Below are 24,493 nucleotides of genomic sequence, written 5' to 3' on the forward strand. Positions count from 1 at the left end.
AATCGTTTTTATGAGGACTGGGCCTGCCCGGACGGCACGCTGGCCGCTGCCGCCAGTGCCGTAATGGCGCGCCAGTCCTGCGCTTTCACCAAATCGGCAGGCGCCAGCCAGGAGCCGCCCACGCAAGCCACATTGGGCAGCGCCAGATACGCCGCCGCATTCGCTGCATGGATTCCCCCGGTCGGACAGAACACAATATCGGGTAACGGACTGTGCAGGGACTTGAGCAACGGTATGCCGCCGACCGCTTCGGCAGGAAAGAGTTTCAGGGCATGAAAACCGGCATCAAACGCGTTCATGGCCTCGGTGGGCGTGGCCACACCAGGCAGAAAAGGCACCCGGTTGGCGGCCAGCGCCGGCAGCAGCGCTGCAGGCAGGCCAGGGGACACGGCAAAACGGGCGCCTGCCTTGAGTGCGGCATCCAGTTGGCCTGCATCCCGTATAGTACCGACGCCGATCAGCGCATCGGGAAACGCATTCACCAGCTCGCGCACGCCGTCCAGGGCGGCAGGTGTGCGCAAGGTAATTTCAAATGTGTTGATACCACCTGCCAGCAAGGCGCGGGTGACCTGTAATGCCTCGTCGACAGACTGTATTACCATGACCGGCATGACCGGCCCGCGCTTGAGAATGGCAAGTGTGTCCACGGTTATATTTCCTTTGTGATTGGATTCGGGCAGAACGACTGCAGATTACGCATGCCAGGATACCAGTTTGCCCGGATTAAAAATATTGTTCGGGTCATAGGCATGCTTGATCAGCCGCATCAATTCCAGCGCGTCCTCGCCATGCTCTTCTTTGAGGAAGGCCATTTTATGGATGCCGACGCCATGCTCACCCGAGCAGGTGCCATCCATGCGAATGGCGCGTGACACCAGCCGGCGGTTGATGTCCTCGGACATTTCCCATTCTTCGCGGCTGTCGGGATCAATCAGCATTTGCACATGAAAATTGCCATCGCCCACATGACCGACGATGGTGTATGGAAACGGCATGCCTTCGAGTTCCTGCGCCGTCTCGCTGACACATTCGGCCAGGCGTGAAATCGGCACGCAAACGTCGGTGGCCACCGAGCGGGAACCGGGGCGCAACTGCAGCCCTGAATAATGCGAGTTATGACGGGCCGTCCACAGGCGCTTGCGGTCTTCCGATTTTTCTGCCCATTCAAAGTCCATGCCGCCATTGTCCCGGGCGATCTCCTGCACAATTTCGGCCTGCTCGCGCACGCCGGTTTCGCTTCCATGGAATTCAAACAGCAGCAGCGGAGTCTCTTTGAGCGTCAGTTTGCTGTAGGCATTGACGGCCTTGACCGCACGCGTATCCATGAACTCAACCCGGGCAATGGCCACGCCCGACTGCATGATTTCAATCACCGACTGCACTGCGCTTTCCAGTGTCGGGAAATTACAGATGGCGGCCGTCACGGCTTCAGGCTGCGGATAGACCCGGACTGTGATTTCAACAATGATGCCCAGCGTTCCTTCGCTACCAACGAACAGGCGTGTCAGGTCATAGCCTGAAGATGACTTGCGTGCGCGACTGCTGGTGCGAATGACTTTGCCGCCGGCGGTCACCACCTTCATGGAGACGACGTTTTCACGCATGGTACCGTAGCGCACGGCGTTGGTTCCCGAGGCCCGGGTACTGGTCATGCCACCGATGGAGGCGTGGGCGCCGGGATCGATCGGGAAAAACAGGCCCGTATGGCGGATTTCATCGTTCAGCTGAGTACGAATGACGCCCGGCTGCACTGTGACCGTAAAATCTTCGGCATTGATCGCCAGCACTTTGTTCATTTCGCTGAAGTCCAGCGTAATGCCGCCTTCGATAGGCAGCACATGGCCTTCAAGCGAAGAACCGATGCCAAATGGAATCACCGGCACTTTGTGTTGATTACAGATGTTGACGGCAGCAACCACTTCTTCTGTATCACGGGGAAAAATGACGGCTTCGGGCGGGCAGACGGGATAGGGAGATTCGTCGGTGCCGTGGTGTTCACGTACGGCCATGGAGGTGATAAACCGTTCGCCGAAGCGATCCCGAAAGGCCGTAACGGCTGCATCGGAAAGGGTACGTACAGGTTGTTGATCCAGAACTGTCATCGTTATCTCGCTGCCCTGCCTGTGGTCCAAGACCTGCAGGCAGGGCGTCAGTCAATATCAATAAATGAATAATATGCGTGTTCAATGATTATCGCGCGATTCGCCCCGGGTTTCGATAATATCCACATAGGCGGTCGCCGCTTCCAGGCAGGCGCCATCTCCTTGCTGGCCGACCATGCCGCGGTAGATTTCCTCCCACGGCGTCATGTTCAGCAGCTCGGGTTTGACCCAGGCAGCCCGTCGTTGCGCCAGCTCTTCATCGGAGATCAACACGTCGACACGACAGGTATTCAGATCCACCCTCACGGTATCGCCGGTACGCAACAAGGCCAGGCCACCACCCACGGCAGACTCGGGCGAGACATTCAGAATGGATGGGCTGGCCGAGGTGCCGCTTTGCCTGCCATCGCCCATGGTGGGAAGGGTATCGATGCCTTTATTGAGCAGATAGGCCGGCGGTTGCATATTGACCACCTCGGCCCCGCCCGGGTAGCCGACCGGCCCGCTATTGCGGATCACCAGAATGGATTGTTCATCAATGCCCAGCGCCGGGTCTTCAATACGATCGTGATAATCCTCGGGCCCTTCGAAGACAAAGGCCTTCAGATCCATCACATTCGGATGGGCCGGATTCGACAGGAAACGCGCACGGAATTTTTCGTCAATCACACTTGTCTTGATGACCGCGTTGTCAAACAGATTGCCACTCAGCACCACATAGCCAGCGGCCTCTTTCAGCGGACTGGCGTAGGCGCGGATGACTTCGCGATCCGGTTCAGTCACGGCGGTCAGGTTGTCGGCCAGGGTTTTACCCGTGACTGTCATGACGTCTCCATTGACCTTGCCTGCGTCCAGCAACTCTTTCATCACCGCAGGTACACCCCCGGCACGATGAAACGACTCACCCAGGAAGCGCCCTGCCGGCTGGCAATCGACCAGCAACGGGATTTGCGGCCCCAGGCGCTGCCAGTCTGCAAGCGTGTGATTCACACCCATATGACGCGCGATCGCTACCATATGGATCGGGCAGTTGGACGACCCCCCCAGCGCCGCCGCTGCCACGACCGCGTTTTCAAAGGCAGCCTGGGTCATGATGTCCGACGGACGCAGGTTTTCACGCACCATATCCACAATGCGGCGACCCGTTTCATAGGCCATCCAGCCCCGTTCACGGTATGGGCCCGGAATAGCGGCGCAGCCCGGCAGGGACATGCCCAGCGCTTCGGCCAGCGAATTCATGGACAGCGCCGTACCCATGGTGTTGCAATGGCCCACTGAGGGTGCGGACGAGGCCACATTGTTCATGAACTCTTCGTAACCGATTTCCCCGGCCGACAGGCGCTTGCGCGCATCCCAGACCACCGTGCCGGAACCGGCCAGCTTGCCTTTCCACCAACCGTCCAGCATGGGGCCGCCGGACAGGACAATGGCGGGAATATTGACAGTGGCCGCCGCCATCAGGCAGGCGGGCGTTGTTTTATCGCAGCCGGTCGTGAGCACGACACCGTCCAGCGGATAGCCGTGCAGGACCTCCACCAATCCCAGATACGCCAGGTTGCGGTCGAGGGCTGCGGTCGGCCGCTTGCCTGTTTCCTGAATAGGATGGACCGGAAACTCCAGCGGAATGCCGCCCATATCACGAATGCCATCGCGCACCCGTGTGGCCAGGTCCATGTGATGACGATTGCAAGGAGACAGATCAGAACCCGTCTGGGCAATGCCGATAATCGGCTTGCCCGATTGCAGCTCCTCCCTGGTAATACCGTAATTCATATACCGCTCGATATACAGAGCGGTCATGCCGGGGTTCGCAGGGTTGTCAAACCACCGGCGACTGCGCAAGGGCTTTTTTTCGGACGAAGACATAACGGATTCCTTCTGTTTCTACAAGATGAGACTTAAGCGCCGGACGCTTTTTTGGCCGCCTCAAGCACGCCTTCGACGGTTTCCTTGCCGATTTTCGCTTTCAGGCTTTCAACAATCGGCGCGACTTTTTCACGGATTTTCTCTTTTTCCTCGGTTGAAAATTCGGCCACCTTCACATCATGCTCCTTCAGATATTTGAGCGCGTCCTCATTGCCCTGCCGGCTGGCCTTGCGCTGAAATGCCTGACTGTCTGCGGCTGCCTGTGTAATCACGTCTTTTTCATCCTGAGAGAGCTTATCGAACCATTTTTTCGAGGCCAGGAACACGAACGGCGTATAAACGTGATTGGACAGCGTCAGGTAAGGCTGGACTTCATAAAATTTGCTGGTCTGGATAGTTGACAGCGGATTCTCCTGACCATCTACTGTTTTGGTTTCGAGCGCAGTGAACAATTCAGTGAAGGGCATCGGAATCGCATTGGCGCCCAGGCCCTTGAACACGCTCAACGCCACCTGGTTCTGCATGACCCGCAGCTTGATGCCGTTGATATCATCGAGCTTGGAAATCTCGTGACGGGAATTGGTGATATTGCGAAAACCGTTTTCCCAGTAGTTCAGACCGATCAAACCCTTGGCAGGCAGTTTGTCCAGCAGTTTTTTGCCTTCCGGGCCATCCAGCACGGCATCGGCTACTTTTTCATTGTCAAACAAAAACGGCAGATCGAAGACGCCGAACTCGGGGATCAGGCTGGCTATCGGCGCGGTCGACACAAACGTGATTTCGCCAGAACCGCTGATCAGAGAATTGATAAGTTGTTCATCGGGTCCCAACGCGCCATTGCCGAAAGTCTTGACCTTCATTTTGCCATCACTGAGTTTATCGACTACTTCGGCAAAATGCGCCGATGCTTTGCCGGTGGGGCTGTCATCGGCCAGACCGTAGCCGAAGCGGATAATGCGCGGCTTGATATCCTTGGCCCAGACCGCCGCAGAACTCATGCCCAATAGCGCTACGGCTGTCAGGCCAACCATCGTCTTTTTCAAAGTCTTCATTGTCTTCTCCAGAGTATAGGTATAGGCAGATCAGTAGAACCAGTTCATTGGTACAGTGACAATCTGCGGAAAAATCACAAGCAACAGAATCAACAGCGTATAGGCGGCTACATATGGCCATACGCCTTTGATGATGTCTTCCATGCGGATGCGGGCAACGCCGCATACCACGTTCAGCACGGTGCCCACCGGCGGGGTCAGCAGGCCGGCGCAGCCGACCATGATGAAAATCACCCCGAAATAGGTCGGATCAATACCCGCTTCCTTGATCACCGGCATCAGCACCGGCGCCAGGATCAGGATAGTCGGCGTCAGATCCATGGCGGTGCCCACCAGCGTGAGTAGAATCACCAGCACGATCATGAGAAGCGTAGGTGAGTCGACCAGGGGCCCGAGCATGGCGATAAGTTCTTTGGGCAGATCGGCCAGCGTAATCATGTAGGACGTGACCAGGGCTGCTGCCACCAGAAACATGACCACACTTGTGGTCGTGGCCGCGTTGACCAACAGCTTCATCAAATCGCGCGGTTTGATTTCGCGATAGACCACCATACCGACGAACAGCGCGTAAACAGCCGCAACCGCCGCCGCTTCGGTCGGCGTGAAGATACCAAAGCGCAGGCCGCCGATGATAATCACCGGCAAGACCAGCGCCCACCCCGATTCGCGCAAGGCCTTCATGCGGACGGACCAGGGCTCTTTGGGGAAAGGCTTGAAACTGGTGGAGCGGCGCGCCACAAATGTCCACACCATGACCAGTGTCAGGCCCATCAACAGCCCCGGTACGATGCCGGCCATGAACAGTTTGGTGACCGAGATATTGGTGGCCACACCGAAAATGATGAATGAAATGGACGGCGGGATAATAGGGGCGATGATGCCGCCGGCTGCGATCAGGCCGCAGGACTGTTTCAGGTCATAGCCGCGATTGCGCAACATAGGCACCAGCATGGCCGCCAGGGCGGCAGAATCGGCCACGGCCGAACCCGATAGCGCGGCCAGCAATACACTTGCCATAATCGCAACGTAACCCAGCCCGCCGTGAACGTGTCCCACCAGCGTACTGGCCAGAGCAACCATGCGGCGCGACATTCCACCGGCGTTCATGGCTTCGCCAGCCAGCATGAAGAGCGGCACAGCCATCAGCGAAAAGTTGTCCGCTCCGGCCAGCATATTCTGCGCAAGAATCTGGACATCAAAAAAATCCAGATAGAACATCAGGCCAATGGCGGAGAGCAGCAGGGCAAAGGCGATGGGCATGCCAAATGCCATAAAGCCGAGCAGCACGGAAAGAAAAATAGTGACTGTCATGTTTGTTTCCTGTTGCCCGTTATTCCATATCGTCGACAGTGTCGACGGCCGTTCTGAAACGATATTGATAGGCACGATCGGCCGGCGTCATGATGGCAATGGCGATATCGCCAATCGCCAGCAGGAACATGGCAATTGCACTGAACCATACCATTCCGCTGAACAGCGCCTGCGACCACCCCGTGACCGGCAAAGACGTGTTGACGCCGATGACCATCTGGTCCCAGCCGCCGTCCATCAGCAACCACAGTACCCACATGATGATGAGCTGGCGCAGGATATGAATGATTTTCTGGATCATGACCGGCATGCGGTCCAGCAGCATATTGATGCCCAAATGCTGTTTGGTGCGAAAGGCGATGACCGTACCCAGAAAAATCAGCCAGACAAAAGACAGGCGCGCGACCTCTTCAGATACAGTAATACCTGAGTTGAAGCCGTAGCGTAGCACAACGTTGCCGAACACTAGCAACAGCATGACCACTACGCAAAGCCCCAGTACATAGGTCAGGACTTTCTCGATGGCATGGGTCAGGGTGACCGCCGACCGGAAAAACGGACTTTCCAGTATCGTCATTGAATATCTCCTTTATATTTCAAATGTCATGCCGCTTCTGGCTGCATGCATTCCTTTTCTTTTCCGTGCAATGATGAACTTTGTAAAGATCATCATTGCACGGAAAAGATGACACGGCCATATCGTCAATAGGTGGCGCGACCACCTGACAAATCAAATACTGCGCCGGTACTGAAAGCACATTCTTCCGACGCCAGCCAGCAAATCATGGATGCAGCCTCGTCCACATGCAAAAAACGCTTCATGGGAATCCGCGACAACATATAGTCGATATGCTCCTGCGACATGGAATCGAAAATTTCTGTCCTTGCCGCCGCTGGCGTAATGGCGTTGACCAGAATGTTGCGTTCAGCCAGTTCCTTGCCCAGCGACTTGGTCAAACCGATCAGGCCCGCCTTGGAAGCGCTGTAGTGTGAGGCGTTCGGGTTACCTTCCTTGCCGGCAATCGAGGCAATATTCACGATGCGACCATAGCCGTTTTTGAGCATGGCGGGCACCAATGCGCGGCAGGTGTAATATGGTGCCATCAAATTGGTCTGAACCACCTGTTGCCAAACGACCGGATCCAGTTCCCACGTGACGCCGTTGCCGCCGGTAATGCCGGCATTGTTGACCAGAATGTCCACCTTGCCATGCTGCTGCAGCGTATCCTCGGCAGCCTTTTCTACAGCCCGCAGATCACTCAGGTCAAGTGTGTGCGTGCTGACGGCTCCCAATTCACCCAACTGCTGAGCGGCCTGCGCCAGCCGGTCCGCATCCAGATCCCACAGGGCGACTGTCGCTCCCGAGGCGAGCATACGCCTGGCAGCAGCAAAGCCGATACCGCGCGCGCCCCCGGTAATGACGGCAACGCGATTTTGCAAACTGTTCTGACTCATTCCTTATCCTTGTCTCATTTATAGTGTGACTGGCATGGCGATGCCATATTTGTCTGCGCTGGCTGCAAGCAGTGGTGTAATAGACGAATGCAGAACCACGCCATGTTTTTTCTGTTCCTCATACAACGCCAGGCCGCGATCGCCCGGCATGCGGACATTGTCAATGCCCTCACGCGGCGGATTGTTGCGGCAGGCATCGGCAATCCAGTCCATCTGGCGTATAAATGCCTCGTTACCGCCGAATGCTGATGGATCGTACAGGCTGATGAATACCGTCGCGCCCCAGCCCTTGACGTTATCGGCGCGACCATGACCCGCCAGGCCACCGGTCAGCGCTTCAATGAGCAGTGCCAGACCAAACCCCTTGTGGCCGACAGACAACCCCCCCAGCGGCAGAATGGTGCCTGGCGGATCCTGCGTCAGCACTGCCGGGTCTCGCGTGGGTTTGCCTTTGCCGTCTATCAGCCATTCCTCGTCGAACTGTTTGCCTTCTTTTGCCAGGCGCGCACTCATGCCATTTGTGGTAATGGACGCAGAGATATCCACCAGGAACGGCGAGGCCGACGGTATGCCGATTGCAATCGGATTGGGCGTGAACACGGCGCGCGTGCCGCCGAACGGCGCGACACTCTGGCCAGCCGGATCGGAGCAACTGAGCACTATCAGCATGTTCTCGCGTACGGCGCGCAACAGGTAGCTTGCGAGGCAGGCAATGTGGTGGCTTTGGCGAATGACCGCCGTTGCCGTGCCATACTCCCGGGCTCGAGGTACCAGCGCGTCAATGGCCTGGTTGACCAGCCAGGGACCTGGCAGACGTTTGCCATCCAGCAGCAGCGATGCGCCTTTATCGGAAAGCACATCAGCCGTACCCTGCTTTGTCATCTGTCCCTGTTCAAGCTGATTCAGGTACGGATTGAGCAAGGCCAGGCCGTGCGTGGTATGACCCAGCAAATCGCCGTCCAGCAGGACGTCGGCCACATTTCGGGCGATGTCGTCCGCCGCACCTGCCTTCGTCAGCAGGGCCTGGGCGAATTCGCGCAGCGCCTGGGCATCGTAGCGTTCGCCTCCTTGTTGTGCAAGTGATTGGGCGGTGTGATTCATGTCGTGATTCCTGGTTTGGTGACCGGATCCTCATTGCCGCCCGATGGCGGCCGGGACTTGCCGAAGAAAATTTTAATAATGGGAATGGTCCAGATCAGAATGGCGACCACGCCAAGAATCGCAGCAATCGGCCGGCTGAAGAACATGGAAAAGTCGCCATCGGCCTTGATCATGGATGAAATAAAGTTTTCTTCGAGCATGCCGCCCAGGACCACTCCCAGCACGGCCGGCGCGATGGGAAATTCGTTCTCTTCCATCACATAGGCCAGCAGTCCCATCATCATCATGATGATGACGTCGAACGGGCTGTTGTTGATCGAGAAGGTCCCGACAATGCTGAACAGCAGGATAATGGGCATCAACAGCGAGCGTGGCACCCGCAGCACATTCCGCGCAATCTTGACCAGGGCATAGCCCAGCGGCAACATGAGGATATTGGCAATAATGAACACCAGGAAAATGGAATACATTTCCACGGCGTTATTGGTAAAAATCATGGGCCCCGGTGTCAGGTTCTTCATATACAGCACACCGACCACAATTGCGGTGATCGAGTCCCCAGGAATGCCAAAGACCAGCGCCGGAATCCATGCGCCTGCCAGCGCTGAATTGTTCGACGCGCCTGCCTCGACAATGCCTTCCACATGGCCGGTACCGAACTTTTCCGGCTCTTTGGAAAACTTCTTGCTCATGCCGTAGGACATCCAGGCTGCAATATCAGCGCCCGCCCCCGGCAACGCACCGACGATGGTACCCAGCACACTGCCACGCAGGATGGATGCAGGATATTTTTTGGTCAGCGTCCACATGCCCGTAAAAATATTGCCAATCTGCGCCTTGACTTCGCCCAGCCGGTCCTGTGAATTGACTGCATAGCGCAGCACTTCAGCGATGGCGAACATGCCGACCATCATGGGCAGCAAGGTCACCCCGTTCATTAAGTCCTCATTACCGAAGGTGAAACGTGGATAGGCCGCCGGGTTGTTCATGCCCACGCAGGCCAGCAACAGGCCGATGAGCAGCGACACAAATCCCTTGAGCTGGCTGGCTGGTGTAATCACAATGGCGCAGGACAACCCCAGCACGACCAGCCAGAAAAATTCGTAGGACGAGAAATTCAATGCAAAATTGGCCAGCATGGGTGCGCAGGTAATCAGCACGAGCGTGCCGAACAGTCCGCCAACAAAAGAAAAAACGATGCTGGCTCCCAGAGCCTGATCAGCCATGCCCTTTCGGGTCATGTTATAAGCTTCATCGGTATAGGCGGCCGACGAAGGCGTGCCCGGAATCCGCAGCAGGCAACCCGGCACATCGCCGGAGGTAATGGCCATGGCGGTAGAGGTGACCATCATGGCAATCGCCGGCACTGGATCCATGAAAAAGGTCACCGGCACCAGCAGGGCCACGGCCATGGTGGCGCTCAGCCCCGGAATGGCGCCGACGAAAAGTCCAAAGATTGCAGCGACCAGGATGACGCCCAGTACAAACGGATCGGTCACCTGGCTCAGCGCTGCGGTAAAGTTGTCCATGAACATAGGTCACCACGCAAAAGATTCAAGCAGTCCCCATGGCAGCGGAACTTCCAGAATGTTGTAGAAGGAAAAGTGGATGACCAGCACGCTGATGATCGTCAAAATTAAACCACGCAACGGCCTGACCCCAAACACCAGAAAGGTGATCATCAAAATAATTCCGGATGAAATAAAGAAGCCCAGGAATTCTGCAGTCAGGAAATAGAAAATGAGCGCCGCCGGGATCATGCAGAAACGCAGGAAAGTCACAACGTTCAGGCCCGGCCAGGCCAGCCAGCGCTGGTTGTCGCCGCGCCGCTGGCTTTGCACAACAAGGCAGACGGCACAAATAAAAAGGCCGATGGCAATCAGCCTGGGAAACAGGCCCGAACCGAATTCCTGCCCGGGGGTGGGCGGAAACGAGAGAGCCATGACAAAAATGATGACGGCAAAGATGCCGAGGAGTATGCCGGAAAGGGTATCACTGATCTTCATGGGCGTGTTCCACAGAGTCGGCAGTGCGGCCGGATGCGAAACGACGCATTCGACCGGCTACCTGGTTCGTATCAGTTATTTGGCCATACCGATAGCTTTGAGCACTTCTCCAAAATCAGCAGTGGATTTGGCCATATACTCGCCATAATCCTTGCTGTTGGCATACGCCACGCCAAAGCCGCGCTTGGACATGAAGTCCTTGAACTCCTTGCTGTCGTTGACTTTCTTGAGCGCGGCCTCCAGCTTGGCGGTCACCTCGGCAGGCAGTCCCTTGGGACCGGCAATGCCGCGCCAGACGCCCACTGTCCAGTCATTGCCCGTGGTTTCCTTCAACGTCGGTACATCCGGGTACATGGGAGAGCGTTCCTTGGACATGATGGCCAGCGGTTTGGCTTTGCCGGCATCGATCATGGACCGCGCTTCGGGCAGTGAGGTCGGTACAATGTCGATGCCTCCTGCCACCAGTTCCAGCATGGCCGGCGCCGAGCCATTGGAGGGGACGAACGGCACCGAGTTGGGCGGCAGGCCCGCCTTGTTTACCAAGCCTGCAATGGCGATATGCCAGATACCGCCCTGTCCTGTGCCGGAGGCTTTGAGTTTGCCGGGATTGGCCTTGATGGCTTCCATCAGCCCTTTCATATCCTTGTATTCGGACGTCGCACTCACGGTCACACCTGCAGGATCCTCGTTCATCAGGGCCAACGGAGTGTAATCGGCTGGCGTGATGGTCGTCAGACCCAGGTGCTTCATGGTGGCAATCTCGACGGTCAGCATGCCCAGCGTGTAACCGTCAGGTTTGGCCTTGGCAATCGCCATATGGCCGACCACGCCGTTGCCCCCGGTGCGGTTGACGACGTTAACGGGGTTATCAAGTTCCTTTTCCAGCAGGGTCGCGATCATGCGGGCCGTGGCATCGGTGCCACCGCCGGCGCCCCAGGGCACGATCATGGTGATGGGCCGCTCGGGATAGGCCGCGTGCGCCAGTCCGGCACTCACTGCAAGTGTCAAACCCAGCAAACCCTTCAAGTAATTGCGTTTGTTCATGTCTGTCTCCGGTTACAGGCACGCCCGGCGCCGCCGGGGTCCTGAGATATGATGTCCGCACACACCCGATGGTATGACGGCCTGCATTGTTGTTATAAAACCGCTTTACTGCCGATCAACCCATCCGTTTTCCCATTTTCCGGATATCGGATGCCTGATCTGTTGTGACGCCTGTCTTCTCAGCATAGGCGCCGGTTGCCGAACAACGCAGCGCCTCCTTCGCGCTGCGCCCGTGCGAGCGCGAGGTTCGCACAAGCAGGCCTGCACAACTAGGCCTGTACCACTTTCTGTGTCTGCTCTCCCAGGCCATCAATGCCCAGGCGCATGGTCTGGCCGGCCTTCAGGTACACCGGCTCGGGCTTGACTCCCATGCCGACGCCTGGTGGCGTACCGGTTGAAATGACATCGCCGGGCTGCAGACTCATGAATTCACTCAGGTAGGAAATAATGGTGGCAACGTCAAAAATCATTTTGCCCGTTGTGCCATCCTGATAGCGCTTGCCATCCACTTCCAGCCATAAACGCAGCGCCTGCGGGTCAGGCACCTCATCTGCCGTCACCAGCCATGGACCGATCGGGCCGAATGTATCGCAACCCTTGCCTTTGTCCCAGGTGCCGCCGCGTTCAATCTGGTATTCGCGTTCGGACACGTCATTGATCACGCAGTAGCCGGCCACGTGCGAGAGCGCATCTTCCTTGCTGACGTAACGGGCTTCTTTGCCGATAACCACGCCCAGTTCCACTTCCCAATCGGTTTTCTTTGATCCGCGGGGAATGGCGACATCATCGTTGGGGCCGACAACGGCGCTGGTCCATTTGTTGAAAATCACGGGTTCCGAAGGCTCGGGCAAACCGGACTCTGCCGCATGATCAGAGTAATTCAGACCGATGCAGACAAATTTTCCGATCTTGCCGACGCAGGGACCGATGCGGGGATTGCCTTCGACGACAGGCAGGGTCGTGATATCCAGCTTGCGCAGGCGCGCCAGGCCCTCTGCGCTGATCGTATCGCCATCAATGTCGCTGACCACGCCCGACAGATCACGGATACGGCCATCGCTGTCTACGACGCCGGGCTTTTCCTGCTTATTGTCCCCATAACGGATGAGTTTCATACTGACTCCTGTTGGTTTGTGTGTTCCGGTGCCGCTGCGCCGGCCTGCTGATAGTTGTTGTAGTGCTGTTGCACGTGATCCAGATGCCGGTACATGGCCTCGGCAGCCTTGGCCGGATTGCGTTCGGCCAGCGCCTGCACGATGTGTTCGTGGTCATCGAAGGTGGACTGCAGAATGGACGGAATGACGGTTGTGATCGTACGGCTCTTGCGACTGAGCAAGCGGATACCCTGCGCCACTTTTTGCAGATAGACATTGCCGCAGGCGTTAATGATGGTTTCGTGCAGCTCGATGTCCAGCCGGCGGATGCCGTCATGGTCGTTGCGCTCCAGCGCGGCGCGCGCTTCGTCGATATTAAGGCGCAGGCGTTCGATCTCGGCATCGGTAAGCCGTTCGCAGGCCAGGCGCGTGATGCCGCCTTCAATAATCTTGCGGGCGGCAAACAGTTCGTTGATCTGGTCAACATGCAGGTCGATCAGTAGACTGAGCGGCTCCATCAGATCTTCCACATTCAGGGAACTGATGAAATTGCCCTCGCCCTGCTGGATCTTGACCAGCCCCAGCAGCGACAGCCCGCGGATGGCTTCACGCACTGCCGGCCGGCCCACATCGAACAGCACCGCAAGCTCGCGTTCCGGCGGCAATTGCTGACCAGCAACCAACTGACCCTTGCGGATCATGTCGATTAGTCGCTGGGCAACCAGTTCCGATACCGAACGGGATTTGATCGCTTCAAATATCACTTGTCTCTGGTCTCTTGTTCTGCTTAATGGGGCAAACAGCGCGAGAACGTCCATTCAGGCGCGTACATGTCAATTGCGTTTGATGGTAAGACCACTGAACGGGGTTTCACAATTATAGGAAACCCTATGACGATCAGAATAACTGTTTTTGAGCGCGAGCCCGGCTGCGTTTGATTACAAACTCAAACCGCGTCCAACTCCGCCAGCTTGGCACGATCCGGGTAGCCTTCGGTGTCGCCGGCCACCTGTACGGCGCAGGCGCCGATGATGGCGGCGCGGCGCACGGATGCCTGCCAGTCCAGCCCTTCGAGGCGGCCGCTGATCAGGCCTGCTGCAAAGCCGTCGCCGGCGCCGACGGTGTCCACGACTTTTTCCACCGGATAGCCGGAGACCGTGAAAGTGTCCTCTGCTGTCTGCACAAAAGCACCCTGCGCACCCAGCTTGACCACCACCGCCTGCGCGCCAAGTTTACGATAAAAGGCGGCGATTCCCTCGGCGCTGTCTGCGCCCGTCAGAATACGGCCTTCCTCCAGGCCTGGCAGCACCCAGTCGGCTAGCGTCGCCAGTTCATTCAGACTGGTTCGCATAATGTCAGGTGAACCCCATAGCGCAGGGCGCAGATTCGGATCAAACGAAACGGTGCCGCCTGCGTGGCGCATCTGCTTCATGGCCGCCACGGTCAGCGCGTAGGTGCCCGCATTCAGGGCGGGGAAAATACCGGTGACATGCAGATGGCGGGCCTGGGCCAGCCAGTCCGTATCCAGGTCATCGGCCGTCATGGCGCTGGCCGCAGAGCCCGAACGATAGTATTCAATCGGCGGATCGCCCTCGGCCACCTTGCCCTTGAGCATGAAACCGGTGCGCTGACCGGGCATCATCTGTACCTGCGAGCAATCGATCTCTTCCTCCTGCATGACGTTTTTGAGATAAGCGCCCATGGTGTCGTCACCCAGCCGGCTGGCCCAGGCGACGTGCGTTCCCAGGCGCGCCAGTGCAATTCCCACGTTGGTTTCGGCGCCAGCCGTCATTTTATGGAAGGTGTTCACCGAGGCCAGGGGGCCCTCGTCGGCTGCCGTCAGCAGCACCATCATTTCCCCCAGCAGCGCCACGTCATAGGTCGCCATGTTTCTGTTCTCCATTTTTTATCATCTGTTTTGCCGTACGGCCAGTGAACCGTTTTTTCCGGGTGGCCTCTGCGGCCCGGCAGGTTGCTGCCGGCTCGGATCGCTCGAACGGCACTGCGTCACAACACCGGAAATGAAGTTGAATATATGTTGCAGGCCCGGATGAAACAGCCGTCGCCATTCTAGCTCACTTGCCGGGCGCGTTGGACGCCAATGCCACCACCCCTGCATACAGCACCGCACCTGTCGGCTGGCCGGTAGGTGAGCCTCCCGCAGGTTCAAGACTGACTGCAAGCGTCATGCCTTCAAGCGTCGATAGTGTTTCATAGTCGATACGGGTACGCTTGCCAGGGTCCAGCAGCCCGAGGGAAACCGGCTTTTTGTCCGCCCCGATCCGCCATAACTGCAGACTGTGCTGTGCATCGGTAGTCGTCACATTCAGTGGAGTGAACATCAAGGATCGCTGGCGTGCATCGTAGCCGGCAATCAGATGCGAGACCGAATTCGGTGTTGTCGAAGACAGCACGGCAATGGGTCGGACGAGAGCGGCATCGTCCCGGCGACCCACAGAATCCGGCCAGAAGAGGGCCACAACAAGGCAGGCAGCCAGAGCTGCGCTTGTCATTTGCCATATCTTGACTTTGCGTGCCATGTCGAATCTGGGAGGCGCTGATGACTCCTGAGTATCGGGGTAATGAGCCTGATTGAATGTATCTTCGTTGCGAGCAGCCTGCGCGGCATCACGTGATAGTCTTTCGCTGATAGCCTGCCAGACACGAGCGGGTGGCTGCACCGGTTCGTCGTTCAGGTCCAGATGGGCAAAGGCTTGCTGCCAGGCTGCAACTTCGCGCACCAGAGCGGGATTGTTTGCAATTTGCTGTTCAAAACGATGGCGAGCCCCGCCACGCAGGGTGCCAAGCACGTATTCCGCCGCGAGCAAATCGTCCGGTTTGGATTCATTCATAATCCCAGACACCCCTTCAATTGCGCAAGGCCTCGTCTGATCCAACTCTTTGTGGTTCCCAGCGGCTGCCCCATTTTTTTGGCAATCGCGGCATGGGAGAGGCTGTGGTAATAGGCAAGAAAAATACTCTGGCGTTGTTCCGCCGACAATTGCTTCATACAATCGTCCAGCCTTTGTGAGGACTGTGCCTGCTCATAAAGTGCCAACGGCCCGGGATCGGTACCGTGCAGCAAATCCATATCATCGTCAACCGCAGGATTGGACGACTCCAGGCGGCGCAGACGGTCGATCGCCCGATTGCGAACGATATTGGTCATCCACGTCAAAGGCGCGCTGTAATCACTATTGTAATTGCCAGCCTGATCCCATATTGTAATGCATACGTCCTGCAGCAATTCCTCGGCCAGTTCGGGACGCTTGAGCATGCGCAGGGCAACCCCATACAGGCGAGGCGACACCTGCAGGTACAACGCTTCGAATGCGTGCCTGTCCTTTCGAGAAACTGCCAATAGAAGATTGCGATGCTCTTGGTCGCCAGTTTGCGCCATGTATTTGTTTACGTTTTTGTCAGTCTGAATCCGATATTCACACGAAATTTCATTTGTCGTCAATGCATTTTCTGTTTCTGTCGTCGATATTGCGCTGCTGCAAAGGCCGGGCGGGCTGCCAGGGTGCACGCACGATTATGATGCGCTCAACACGGATGAAAGCGCACGGCACGCCCGGCTTTGCGAGGGTAAGAAGTGCATGGTTCACACATTTACTACTGTCGAAGTCCGCCTGCAGTCCGGGTACGGCAGCAGGGGTCATATCAAGTGAGCTACTTGGGCATCAGTACAGTATCGATAACGTCGATCACGCCATTTGACTGCATGACATCATAAGTACTGATGTTGGCCATACCCCCGGCTTCGTCCTTGATCTGGATATTCTGCGGTCCATTCATCATCAGCCACAGCGTTCCACCCTGCACGGTTTTGAGCATCGCCTTACCGCCGTCTTTTTTGATGATTTTCTCCAGGTCGTGTTTGGTGTATTTGCCCGCAACCACATGATAAGTGAGTACCGCAGTTAACTTCTGTTTGTTCTCAGGCTTGAGCAGCGTATCGACTGTACCCGCAGGCAGAGCATTGAAAGCGGCATTTGTGGGAGCAAAAACGGTAAACGGCCCTTTGCCCTGCAGCGTCTCGACGAGGCCGGCAGCTTTGACGGCTGCGACCAGGGTGGTGTGATCCTTCGAATTCATCGCGTTTTCCACAATGTTCTTTTGCGAGAGCATGGGAGCGCCGCCAACGTTGACTGTTGCCGCGCCTGCCGTACCCGCACCGGCCAGCATACCGGCTACGATGAGTGAACGAATAAGTGTTTTCATGAGAATTCCCTTATATGAATTATGTGGGTAACGTTACCTCACATTGACATATACGCGGGAATGGCCCAATCGGATGCAGATGCAGTCAGAAAATTGATGACGTGGGGGTAAAAATCTCCGGGTCTGTTGCTTCATCCGGGCTCAGTCTATTTTTCGCCATTCTACGCTGGTTCGTTCAGCATCGCGCATCCCGCCACGCCTGTACAAAGCGCTGCGCGCGTTCGCGCGTGACCGCCACATCCTGCCCGGCCCGGTACAAATCGGACCCCAGGCCCGCACCCACGCAACCGGCGCGCAAATAGTCCGCCAGATTCCCCGGATGGATGCCACCGACCGCATACAAGGGGACCTGCGCCGGCAGCACCGCCTTGAGCGCCTTCACGTAATCAGGCCCGAATACACTGGAGGGAAACAACTTGAGCGATTGCGCACCGGCCTGCAAGGCGGCAAAGGCCTCGCTGGCCGTGGCAAAGCCGGCGCAGATTTCAAATCCGTAAGTGCCTGCAGCCTGCTCAATGAGTGCCGGATTGGTGTTGGGTGTGACCATCAGCCGGCCGCCTGCGTGCGCAAGTTGCGCCAGATGTTCGGGAGTCAGTACCGTACCCGCCCCCGTCATGAGCGACTGACCGAATGTTTCGCTTACGCGCTGAACACTGAGGTGCCAGTCCGGCGAGTTGGTGGGAATCTCGATCGCGTCAAAACCCGCTTCCTGCAGCACACGTACGTGAGCAAGCACTTCGTCCGGGGTGATGCCACGCAGGATCGCGATCAGAGGCAGTTCAGGTGTCCAGTGAGTCATGAATTTTCCTTATTCCGTTCAACAGGGCGACATCGGCATCACAGATGTCAAATGCAATACCGGCCAGATACAGTGCACGATCATAGCGGGCAGCCAGGGCGCCGCTGCCCACCAAAGTTATTCTCGTATCTGCAGCAACATCGAACCGCCTGCGCATATCGCGAACTTCGGAGCCGATCAGCAGACCTGACAGATAATCACTGACCTGTGTCGCGGCCAGATGATTCAGTACATAACGCGCCCGTACCGTGAACAATTCGGTCATCGTGTCGCTGGCCTGCAGGCCAGCATGGACACCGTCATCAAATGCCTGGGGTACCGGCTCACCCTCGGGCAAGCCCCGGCCCAGTAAAGAATGATGGCGCAATACATCGAACAGCTCGCCGGTCATCACAGTGACAAAACTGCGAATCATATCGTTTTCGACCAACGCCCACTTGCTGTGCGTACCGGGCAGGACGAACAGGCTGCAGGTCCCGTCCTGCAGCGCGCCCAGCAACTGGGTTTCCTCACCCCGCATCACATCGGCGGCCTGTGGTCCGGGTACGCAGACACCGGGAATAATGCCGGCTTGCGCCGGCCATCCTGGATCTACCGGTGTCAGGCTCAAGCCGAGCGTATTGAGCGCTACCGGACATGAAAGGTAATCAGCCTGTTTCCAGCCTACGTTGCTGCCGGCCATGCCAGCGATATAAACACGCGTGACATCGACCGGCGCGATGCCCATTTGCTGCATCAGACCCCGCAGCACTTCGGGGAACGACTGCCCCTGCATGCGGGTAATGCCCAAAGGCGATGCGGCCTGACTGACAGCCTTGCCCTCTTCGACCAGCCAGAGGCGCAGATTGGTCGACCCCCAGTCGGCGGCGAGATAACGCGAAACCATATCGTCCTGTTCTCCTCTGAAAAACCATGCCTGGCTTTTTGTTTTCTTTTCTGCGGAATGATGACGCGCAGCCATCACATCGTCGCGGCAATCAGCTTATCACAAATGACATCGAACACATTACACCGACCAGCTGACGATCTTGCCCGGATTGAAAATATTGTTCGGGTCGTAGGCATGCTTGATGTTGCGCATGAGTTGCAGCGCGGCTTCGCCGTGTTCAGCTTTCAGAAAATCCATTTTGTGGATGCCTACACCATGCTCGCCGGTGCAGGTGCCGTCCATACGGATCGCGCGCATGACCAGCCGGCTATTGATGCCTTCAGCCTGTTTCCATTCGTTTTGATCGTCGGCATCAATCATCATGACAACATGAAAATTGCCATCGCCCACATGGCCGACAATGGACCAGGGAAAAGCCAGCGAGGCCAGATCAGCTGCCGTTTCGGTGACGCATTCGGCCAATCTGGAGATCGGCACGCACACATCCGTCGTGATACCGCGTCCACCAGGCCGCTGTTGCAGGCACGCAAAAAAGTAATTGTGCCGGGCAGTCCACAGGGCCGTGCGCTCCTCGGGTTTTTCCGCCCATTCAAACGCAGTGCCACCCTGCCCGGCCGTCAGTTCCTGCACGAGGGCAGTCTGTTCGGCAATGCCCGCCGGGGATCCGTGAAACTCAAACAGCAGTAATGGCTGTTCGGCCAGCGCGGTTTTGCTGTAAGCATTCACAGCACGCACCGCGCGTTCGTCCATGAACTCCACCCGGGCAACCGGCACGCCGCTTTGCATGATTTCGACGACGGACTGGACCGCGTTGCGCAAGCTCGGAAAAGAACATACAGCCGCAGTGACCGCTTCAGGCAGAGGATAAACACGCAGCGTGATTTCGACAATCACACCCAGCGTGCCTTCGCTCCCCACATACAAATGCGTCAGGTCATAGCCGGCAGACGATTTACGCGCACGGCTGCTGGTGCGGATGACTTCTCCCGTTGCCGTCACCACTTTAAGCGACAGCACGTTATCGCGCATGGTGCCATAGCGCACTGCATTCGTACCGGACGCACGGGTTGCGGTCATGCCGCCAATAGAGGCATGCGCACCCGGATCTATCGGAAAGAACAGGCCGGTATGACGAATCTCGTCGTTCAACTGAGTACGGATGACGCCCGGCTGCACCGTGACCGTGAAATCTTCCGGCTGGATCGCCAATACCTTGTTCATGTCGCGAAAATCAACGGTAATGCCACCCTCGATAGGCAGTACATGCCCCTCGATTGAAGAGCCTATCCCAAATGGAATCAGCGGCACATTGTGTTCGGTACACAGCCTCACGGCGGCGGCCACGTCGTCTGTATCTTTGGGGAAGAGCACTCCGTCGGGCTGCACCGGCGGATACGCAGATTCATCACGGGCGTGATGATCACGAACGGCATCTCCGGTTGAGAAGCGATCGCCGAAACGAGCCATAAACGCCGAGCGCGCGGCCTCCGACAAATGTCGACGCGGCGCGCCGGAATAGAATGAAGAGAGGGAAGAAGAACTGTATGCCATGGGTAACGGCCTTATGAAAACAGCGATAGAAATATCAATCGATAATACGGGCGGCGTTCACCAGTCCTTGCGGATTGAGTGCCTGGCGGATACGTTGCATGACCTGCCGCTGGGTATCATCACGACTGTAATGGAGAAAGGGTTTCTTCAGTCGACCGATGCCATGCTCTGCAGAGATGCTGCCGTTAAAGCGGCACGTGAGCGCATAGATAGCCTCTTCAACCGGAACGATATCGGCCTCGTGCAAATGACCTGTGGTCAGGTGCAAATTGCCGTCGCCCAGATGGCCGAACAGCAGGTTGCCGGCATAAGGCCAGCGGGCGTTCAGTTCGGCCATGGTCTGTTCAATAAACGCTCCCATGTCCTTTAGCGGAATGCCTATATCGAAGGCGACAAAGGGACGCAATGACGGAAAAAGCGCGCCGATGCCATCGCGTATGGCCCACAAGTCTGCCGCCTGCTCCAGACTTTGCGGCACGATCGCATCCTGTACCGTGTCGTTCTCAAGAATGGATTCCAGAAAGGCGTCAAAGCCCGCATGGAACATTGGCGTGTCAGCACCTTCGGTTTCAAGCAGCACCGTCAGGGGCCAGACGCCCTCAAAAGGCACCGGCTTGCCCTTGACCTTTGCCGCGGCAGCAACATAGTTGTCCCACATGACTTCGAAACTGGATAACTCGGGCAAGGCGCTGCGCGCCGCCTTCAGCAGGGGGGCGATCTGCGCGAACGAGGCCAGACCAACCAGGGCCGAGCGTCTTGCCTGTGGCCGGGGGAACAGGCGCACAACCACGCGCGTAATAATGCCCAGCGTACCTTCGGTGCCGATAAAAAGCTGCTTGATGTCCAGACCGGTATTGTTTTTGAGCGTGCGGTCCAGCATGGTCATGATCGTGCCATCGGGCAGCACTACCTCCAGCCCCAGCACCAGTTGCCGGGTCGTCCCATAACGCAGTACCCGGTTGCCTCCGGCGTTGGTCGCGACATTGCCGCCGATCTGACAGGAACCGCGCGCACCCAGATCCAGCGGGAAATACCAGCCCTTTTCTTCCACGGCGGCGCACAATGTTTCCAGCACCACCCCTGCCTGCACCAGCGCGGTCCCCCCTGCCTCGTCAATCTCTTCAATCTGGTTCAGCAACTCAAGCGAGAGCACCACGTCGCCATCATCAGGCGCTGCGCCACCGGCCAGGCCGCTGCCTCCGCCGGCGATGGTGATTTTGCGGTTTTCCTCGGCACACAGGGTTACCAAAGCGGCGACCTGGGCTACGGTGGCAGGCCGCGCCACCAGCAACGGCGTGCCGGTGCGCAGACCGCTGGCGTCCGTGCTATAGCGGGTCAGGGAAGCCGTATCGGACAGAACGCTCAGCCCTGCCGGGAGGCGGGATAAAAAAGCATCGGACATGAAACGGGGGCGCTCGCATAAAATGAAGAACTATTTATTCTATCCGATAGAAGCCCGGTTGCCGTGCCCATGACGGGTTGTCGATCACGGAGCTGCGATTTAGCCTAAATCAAAATCAGGTACCGTCGTATTTTGAACCAACGTCAGATGCAGCACCCCGCGAGCATGTTTCCCCCCGAATGATGTATTAGCTCGCGTTGCAACCCTGGGCCACGACCCGGTTACGGCCTTTACCGGACACTTTCAACAAGCGGCTGCCCTGATGGGTATTGATGGATTGTTGCGTCACTTCGCCGCTGGCAAGCCACGTGATTTTGCCGTCGGTAAAGGCCGTGGCATCGCCATCGGTATGGTCAGCGCGCTTCAGGTCATATGTTTTGCCGGCGCTGCTGACGATGGCGCGGGTGGCCTTGTCGTTGACGAACTCATAGGCCACGCCCAGGTGGCGCTTGCCCGCGCAGGTATACACGCCCTGCAACGTCTGAGTCAGTTTTTTCTCTTCTTTCTTGCCACTGGTCGAACCGGATTGAGAGGCGCAGCCAGCCAGCACAATCGCAGTCATGATGGCGGGAATCAGGGTCAAACGCATGATGAAATTTCCTTGTGAAAAAAAACGGGATAGATTCAAACTGCGCTCATTTCATCACAGCGATATGACACGTCATCGCACGCGCTGCAGCAATCGGACCAGGCGTTGACAAAAAGCGACAAACAGATAAGCCGACACATTGCCAACAGGCAAACCCAAACGGCGCGCGCAAAAAAAAGCCACCCTTTTCAGGGTGGCTTGGTACTTCCTCTTCGCGTGCCGCAAGGCGGTGTTATCGCTTGCCTGTCATACTGCACAGGCTATGGATGCGACCGCCCTGGACGTAGCATCAGATGACGCGTGCAGCCTCAATAAGACGAACGACGCTCCACGATTTGCTGCGTGAAATAGGACGACCTTCAGCAATTTCTACTGTGTCGCCTTCGTTGATCTCATTAGACTCGTCATGCGCTTTGTACTTGTTTGAACGGACCACGATTTTGCCGTAGATGGGGTGCTTCACGCGACGCTCTACCAGAACGACGACGGATTTGTCCATCTTGTTGCTAACCACTTTACCGATCAGGGTACGCTGACGCTTTGCGGGTGTCGTTTGCGTTGTTTCGCTCATATTACTTACCTGCAGCTTTTTCAGTCATGACCGTACGGACACGCGCAATGTCGCGACGCACTTTCAATAACTGGCTTGTGTTGGACAGCTGCTGAGTGGCGCGCTGCATACGCAGGCTAAATTGTGCCCTCAACAGGCTTTCGAGCTCTTTGGACAGCTCGGTCGTCTCTTTCGAACGGAGTTCACTTGCTTTCATGAATCTCTCCTTAAGCGCCGAAGTGACGTGTGACAAACGTTGTCGCGATTGGCAGCTTGGCAGCTGCCAGACGGAACGCTTCACGTGCCAGCTCTTCGCTGACGCCGTCCATTTCGTACAATACTTTACCAGGCTGGATCTCGGCTACCCAGTACTCCGGGTTACCTTTACCGTTACCCATCCGGACCTCAGCAGGTTTCTGAGAGATCGGCTTGTCTGGGAAAATACGGATCCAGATACGGCCGCCACGTTTAATGTGACGGGTCATGGCACGACGGGCTGCCTCGATCTGGCGAGCAGTCAGACGACCGCGACCAGTGGCTTTCAGACCGAAGTCGCCAAAGTTAACATTGGTACCGCGAGTAGCCAGGCCAGTGTTGCGGCCTTTCTGCTCTTTACGGTATTTCCTGCGTGCTGGTGACAACATAATTATTCTCCTTCTGTCGCTGCTGCGGCTGGCGCTGCAGCATCACCGGCTTTGCGACCGCTGTTGCGACCACGGCCGCCTGGACGACGCTGTCCGTCAGGACGGTCACCACGAGGACGACGTGGGCGGCGCTCGTCTTCACGAGGCGCAGCAGCCACTTCAGCTGGCATTTCGCCGTTTGGCAGCAGATCACCTTTGTAAACCCAGACTTTGATACCGATGATACCGTATGTAGTCTGTGCTTCAGAGGTGCCGTAATCGATGATGGCGCGCAGTGTGTGCAGAGGCACACGACCTTCGCGATACCATTCGGTACGGGCGATTTCAATACCGTTCAGACGGCCGGAAGACATGATCTTGATACCTTGCGCACCCAGGCGCATGGCGTTCTGCATCGCGCGTTTCATGGCGCGGCGGAACATGATCCGTTTTTCCAGCTGCTGGGCGATCGAATCGGCGATCAGCTGAGCATCGGTTTCCGGCTTGCGGATTTCTTCGATATTGACGTGGACCGGCACACCCATCAGGCGTTGCAGATCGGACTTCAGGCTCTCGATATCCTCGCCGCGCTTACCGATGACAACACCGGGACGTGCAGAAAAGACGGTAATCCGTGCATTTTTTGCAGGACGCTCGATCAGGACGCGACCGACGGACGCATTTTTCAGTTTGCGTTTCAGGTACTCGCGAACACGGACGTCTTCGGCCAGCATAGCGCCGTAGTTTTTATCGTCTGCGTACCAGCGTGAGCTCCAGTTACGGTTAACTGCGAGACGGAACCCGGTAGGGTGAATTTTCTGACCCATTGTGACTC

The 24,493-nt window shown here is 57.1% G+C and carries 26 protein-coding genes; all 26 read right to left on the reverse strand.

Annotation, left to right across the window (positions count from 1 at the left end; translation table 11 throughout):
• Positions 1 to 8 precede the first annotated feature (8 nt).
• Positions 9 to 647: a bifunctional 4-hydroxy-2-oxoglutarate aldolase/2-dehydro-3-deoxy-phosphogluconate aldolase gene (eda, locus tag W822_RS29215; protein WP_024004111.1), complete on the reverse strand. Its 639-nt coding sequence runs from the start codon at positions 645 to 647 to the stop codon at positions 9 to 11.
• Between the two features lie 45 nt (positions 648 to 692).
• On the reverse strand, positions 693 to 2,102 hold the full coding sequence (locus W822_RS29220; RefSeq protein ID WP_024004112.1) for an FAD-binding oxidoreductase: 1,410 nt from the start codon (positions 2,100 to 2,102) through the stop codon (positions 693 to 695).
• Between the two features lie 81 nt (positions 2,103 to 2,183).
• A complete protein-coding gene (locus W822_RS29225; RefSeq protein WP_024004113.1) occupies positions 2,184 to 3,968 on the reverse strand; it encodes an IlvD/Edd family dehydratase in 1,785 nt (594 codons plus the stop codon).
• 32 nt (positions 3,969 to 4,000) lie between these two features.
• Positions 4,001 to 5,020 (reverse strand): TRAP transporter substrate-binding protein, encoded by a 1,020-nt coding sequence (locus W822_RS29230; RefSeq protein WP_024004114.1) that lies wholly within the window; start codon positions 5,018 to 5,020, stop codon positions 4,001 to 4,003.
• A gap of 30 nt (positions 5,021 to 5,050) precedes the next feature.
• On the reverse strand, positions 5,051 to 6,331 hold the full coding sequence (locus tag W822_RS29235) for a TRAP transporter large permease subunit (protein ID WP_024004115.1): 1,281 nt from the start codon (positions 6,329 to 6,331) through the stop codon (positions 5,051 to 5,053).
• Between the two features lie 19 nt (positions 6,332 to 6,350).
• Positions 6,351 to 6,908 (reverse strand): TRAP transporter small permease, encoded by a 558-nt coding sequence (locus tag W822_RS29240; protein ID WP_024004116.1) that lies wholly within the window; start codon positions 6,906 to 6,908, stop codon positions 6,351 to 6,353.
• A 125-nt stretch (positions 6,909 to 7,033) separates the two neighbouring features.
• Positions 7,034 to 7,786 (reverse strand): SDR family NAD(P)-dependent oxidoreductase, encoded by a 753-nt coding sequence (locus tag W822_RS29245; protein WP_024004117.1) that lies wholly within the window; start codon positions 7,784 to 7,786, stop codon positions 7,034 to 7,036.
• An 18-nt stretch (positions 7,787 to 7,804) separates the two neighbouring features.
• Positions 7,805 to 8,887 carry an Ldh family oxidoreductase gene (locus W822_RS29250; RefSeq protein WP_024004118.1) on the reverse strand — a complete coding sequence of 361 codons (1,083 nt, stop codon included), beginning with the start codon at positions 8,885 to 8,887 and terminating at the stop codon, positions 7,805 to 7,807.
• Positions 8,884 to 10,416 carry a tripartite tricarboxylate transporter permease gene (locus W822_RS29255; protein WP_024004119.1) on the reverse strand — a complete coding sequence of 511 codons (1,533 nt, stop codon included), beginning with the start codon at positions 10,414 to 10,416 and terminating at the stop codon, positions 8,884 to 8,886. Before W822_RS29255 ends, W822_RS29250 begins: the two co-directional genes overlap by 4 nt.
• Before the next feature lie 9 nt (positions 10,417 to 10,425).
• Positions 10,426 to 10,893, reverse strand: coding sequence for a tripartite tricarboxylate transporter TctB family protein (locus W822_RS29260; RefSeq protein WP_024004120.1), 468 nt, complete (start codon positions 10,891 to 10,893; stop codon positions 10,426 to 10,428).
• Positions 10,894 to 10,968: 75 nt separating this feature from the next.
• Complete coding sequence (locus W822_RS29265) at positions 10,969 to 11,937, reverse strand: Bug family tripartite tricarboxylate transporter substrate binding protein (protein WP_024004121.1); 969 nt, start codon at positions 11,935 to 11,937, stop codon at positions 10,969 to 10,971.
• A 269-nt stretch (positions 11,938 to 12,206) separates the two neighbouring features.
• Complete coding sequence (locus W822_RS29270; protein WP_024004122.1) at positions 12,207 to 13,052, reverse strand: fumarylacetoacetate hydrolase family protein; 846 nt, start codon at positions 13,050 to 13,052, stop codon at positions 12,207 to 12,209.
• Entirely contained in the window at positions 13,049 to 13,795 is a 747-nt protein-coding gene (locus W822_RS29275; protein WP_024004123.1) for a FadR/GntR family transcriptional regulator, read from the reverse strand. Before W822_RS29275 ends, W822_RS29270 begins: the two co-directional genes overlap by 4 nt.
• A gap of 182 nt (positions 13,796 to 13,977) precedes the next feature.
• Complete coding sequence (locus W822_RS29280) at positions 13,978 to 14,934, reverse strand: sugar kinase (RefSeq protein ID WP_437177137.1); 957 nt, start codon at positions 14,932 to 14,934, stop codon at positions 13,978 to 13,980.
• 172 nt (positions 14,935 to 15,106) lie between these two features.
• A complete protein-coding gene (locus W822_RS29285) occupies positions 15,107 to 15,883 on the reverse strand; it encodes an anti-sigma factor (RefSeq protein ID WP_024004125.1) in 777 nt (258 codons plus the stop codon).
• On the reverse strand, positions 15,880 to 16,392 hold the full coding sequence (locus W822_RS29290; RefSeq protein WP_216593287.1) for a sigma-70 family RNA polymerase sigma factor: 513 nt from the start codon (positions 16,390 to 16,392) through the stop codon (positions 15,880 to 15,882). Before W822_RS29290 ends, W822_RS29285 begins: the two co-directional genes overlap by 4 nt.
• A gap of 311 nt (positions 16,393 to 16,703) precedes the next feature.
• The gene (locus W822_RS29300) at positions 16,704 to 17,255 is read right to left on the reverse strand and encodes a fasciclin domain-containing protein (protein WP_024004128.1); all 552 of its coding nucleotides are present in this window, start codon (positions 17,253 to 17,255) and stop codon (positions 16,704 to 16,706) included.
• Between the two features lie 175 nt (positions 17,256 to 17,430).
• Positions 17,431 to 18,054, reverse strand: a complete 624-nt coding sequence (locus tag W822_RS29305; RefSeq protein WP_024004129.1) for a 2-dehydro-3-deoxy-6-phosphogalactonate aldolase — start codon at positions 18,052 to 18,054, stop codon at positions 17,431 to 17,433.
• Positions 18,035 to 18,940, reverse strand: a complete 906-nt coding sequence (locus tag W822_RS29310; RefSeq protein WP_024004130.1) for a 2-dehydro-3-deoxygalactonokinase — start codon at positions 18,938 to 18,940, stop codon at positions 18,035 to 18,037. The genes W822_RS29305 and W822_RS29310 overlap by 20 nt, the downstream gene beginning before the upstream one ends.
• 120 nt (positions 18,941 to 19,060) lie before the next feature.
• A complete protein-coding gene (locus tag W822_RS29315; RefSeq protein ID WP_024004132.1) occupies positions 19,061 to 20,494 on the reverse strand; it encodes an FAD-binding oxidoreductase in 1,434 nt (477 codons plus the stop codon).
• A 34-nt stretch (positions 20,495 to 20,528) separates the two neighbouring features.
• Positions 20,529 to 21,896, reverse strand: a complete 1,368-nt coding sequence (locus tag W822_RS29320; RefSeq protein WP_024004133.1) for an FAD-binding oxidoreductase — start codon at positions 21,894 to 21,896, stop codon at positions 20,529 to 20,531.
• 187 nt (positions 21,897 to 22,083) lie between these two features.
• Positions 22,084 to 22,485: a hypothetical protein gene (locus W822_RS29325; RefSeq protein WP_024004134.1), complete on the reverse strand. Its 402-nt coding sequence runs from the start codon at positions 22,483 to 22,485 to the stop codon at positions 22,084 to 22,086.
• 289 nt (positions 22,486 to 22,774) lie between these two features.
• The gene (rpsQ, locus tag W822_RS29330; protein WP_024004135.1) at positions 22,775 to 23,056 is read right to left on the reverse strand and encodes a 30S ribosomal protein S17; all 282 of its coding nucleotides are present in this window, start codon (positions 23,054 to 23,056) and stop codon (positions 22,775 to 22,777) included.
• 1 nt (position 23,057) lies between these two features.
• A complete protein-coding gene (gene rpmC / locus W822_RS29335; protein ID WP_014752559.1) occupies positions 23,058 to 23,252 on the reverse strand; it encodes a 50S ribosomal protein L29 in 195 nt (64 codons plus the stop codon).
• Between the two features lie 10 nt (positions 23,253 to 23,262).
• Positions 23,263 to 23,679: a 50S ribosomal protein L16 gene (gene rplP / locus W822_RS29340; protein ID WP_014752560.1), complete on the reverse strand. Its 417-nt coding sequence runs from the start codon at positions 23,677 to 23,679 to the stop codon at positions 23,263 to 23,265.
• Between the two features lie 2 nt (positions 23,680 to 23,681).
• Complete coding sequence (rpsC, locus tag W822_RS29345; protein WP_024004136.1) at positions 23,682 to 24,485, reverse strand: 30S ribosomal protein S3; 804 nt, start codon at positions 24,483 to 24,485, stop codon at positions 23,682 to 23,684.
• Positions 24,486 to 24,493: the final 8 nt, after the last annotated feature.

It is taken from the genome of Advenella kashmirensis W13003 (assembly GCF_000506985.1).
Classification (GTDB): domain Bacteria; phylum Pseudomonadota; class Gammaproteobacteria; order Burkholderiales; family Burkholderiaceae_B; genus Advenella; species Advenella kashmirensis_A.

Excerpts from the sequence above, each read along its gene's own strand:
- W822_RS29220 (WP_024004112.1), bottom strand. The coding sequence starts at position 2,102 with ATGACAGTTCTGGATCAACAACCTGTACGTACCCTTTCCGATGCAGCC.
- W822_RS29225 (WP_024004113.1), bottom strand. The coding sequence starts at position 3,968 with ATGTCTTCGTCCGAAAAAAAGCCCTTGCGCAGTCGCCGGTGGTTTGAC.
- W822_RS29230 (WP_024004114.1), bottom strand. The coding sequence starts at position 5,020 with ATGAAGACTTTGAAAAAGACGATGGTTGGCCTGACAGCCGTAGCGCTA.
- W822_RS29235 (WP_024004115.1), bottom strand. The coding sequence starts at position 6,331 with ATGACAGTCACTATTTTTCTTTCCGTGCTGCTCGGCTTTATGGCATTT.
- W822_RS29240 (WP_024004116.1), bottom strand. The coding sequence starts at position 6,908 with ATGACGATACTGGAAAGTCCGTTTTTCCGGTCGGCGGTCACCCTGACC.
- W822_RS29245 (WP_024004117.1), bottom strand. The coding sequence starts at position 7,786 with ATGAGTCAGAACAGTTTGCAAAATCGCGTTGCCGTCATTACCGGGGGC.
- W822_RS29250 (WP_024004118.1), bottom strand. The coding sequence starts at position 8,887 with ATGAATCACACCGCCCAATCACTTGCACAACAAGGAGGCGAACGCTAC.
- W822_RS29255 (WP_024004119.1), bottom strand. The coding sequence starts at position 10,416 with ATGGACAACTTTACCGCAGCGCTGAGCCAGGTGACCGATCCGTTTGTA.
- W822_RS29260 (WP_024004120.1), bottom strand. The coding sequence starts at position 10,893 with ATGAAGATCAGTGATACCCTTTCCGGCATACTCCTCGGCATCTTTGCC.
- W822_RS29265 (WP_024004121.1), bottom strand. The coding sequence starts at position 11,937 with ATGAACAAACGCAATTACTTGAAGGGTTTGCTGGGTTTGACACTTGCA.
- W822_RS29270 (WP_024004122.1), bottom strand. The coding sequence starts at position 13,052 with ATGAAACTCATCCGTTATGGGGACAATAAGCAGGAAAAGCCCGGCGTC.
- W822_RS29280 (WP_437177137.1), bottom strand. The coding sequence starts at position 14,934 with ATGGAGAACAGAAACATGGCGACCTATGACGTGGCGCTGCTGGGGGAA.
- W822_RS29285 (WP_024004125.1), bottom strand. The coding sequence starts at position 15,883 with ATGAATGAATCCAAACCGGACGATTTGCTCGCGGCGGAATACGTGCTT.
- W822_RS29300 (WP_024004128.1), bottom strand. The coding sequence starts at position 17,255 with ATGAAAACACTTATTCGTTCACTCATCGTAGCCGGTATGCTGGCCGGT.
- W822_RS29305 (WP_024004129.1), bottom strand. The coding sequence starts at position 18,054 with ATGACTCACTGGACACCTGAACTGCCTCTGATCGCGATCCTGCGTGGC.
- W822_RS29310 (WP_024004130.1), bottom strand. The coding sequence starts at position 18,940 with ATGGTTTCGCGTTATCTCGCCGCCGACTGGGGGTCGACCAATCTGCGC.
- W822_RS29315 (WP_024004132.1), bottom strand. The coding sequence starts at position 20,494 with ATGGCATACAGTTCTTCTTCCCTCTCTTCATTCTATTCCGGCGCGCCG.
- W822_RS29320 (WP_024004133.1), bottom strand. The coding sequence starts at position 21,896 with ATGTCCGATGCTTTTTTATCCCGCCTCCCGGCAGGGCTGAGCGTTCTG.
- W822_RS29325 (WP_024004134.1), bottom strand. The coding sequence starts at position 22,485 with ATGCGTTTGACCCTGATTCCCGCCATCATGACTGCGATTGTGCTGGCT.
- rpsQ (WP_024004135.1), bottom strand. The coding sequence starts at position 23,056 with ATGAGCGAAACAACGCAAACGACACCCGCAAAGCGTCAGCGTACCCTG.
- rpmC (WP_014752559.1), bottom strand. The coding sequence starts at position 23,252 with ATGAAAGCAAGTGAACTCCGTTCGAAAGAGACGACCGAGCTGTCCAAA.
- rplP (WP_014752560.1), bottom strand. The coding sequence starts at position 23,679 with ATGTTGTCACCAGCACGCAGGAAATACCGTAAAGAGCAGAAAGGCCGC.
- rpsC (WP_024004136.1), bottom strand. The coding sequence starts at position 24,485 with ATGGGTCAGAAAATTCACCCTACCGGGTTCCGTCTCGCAGTTAACCGT.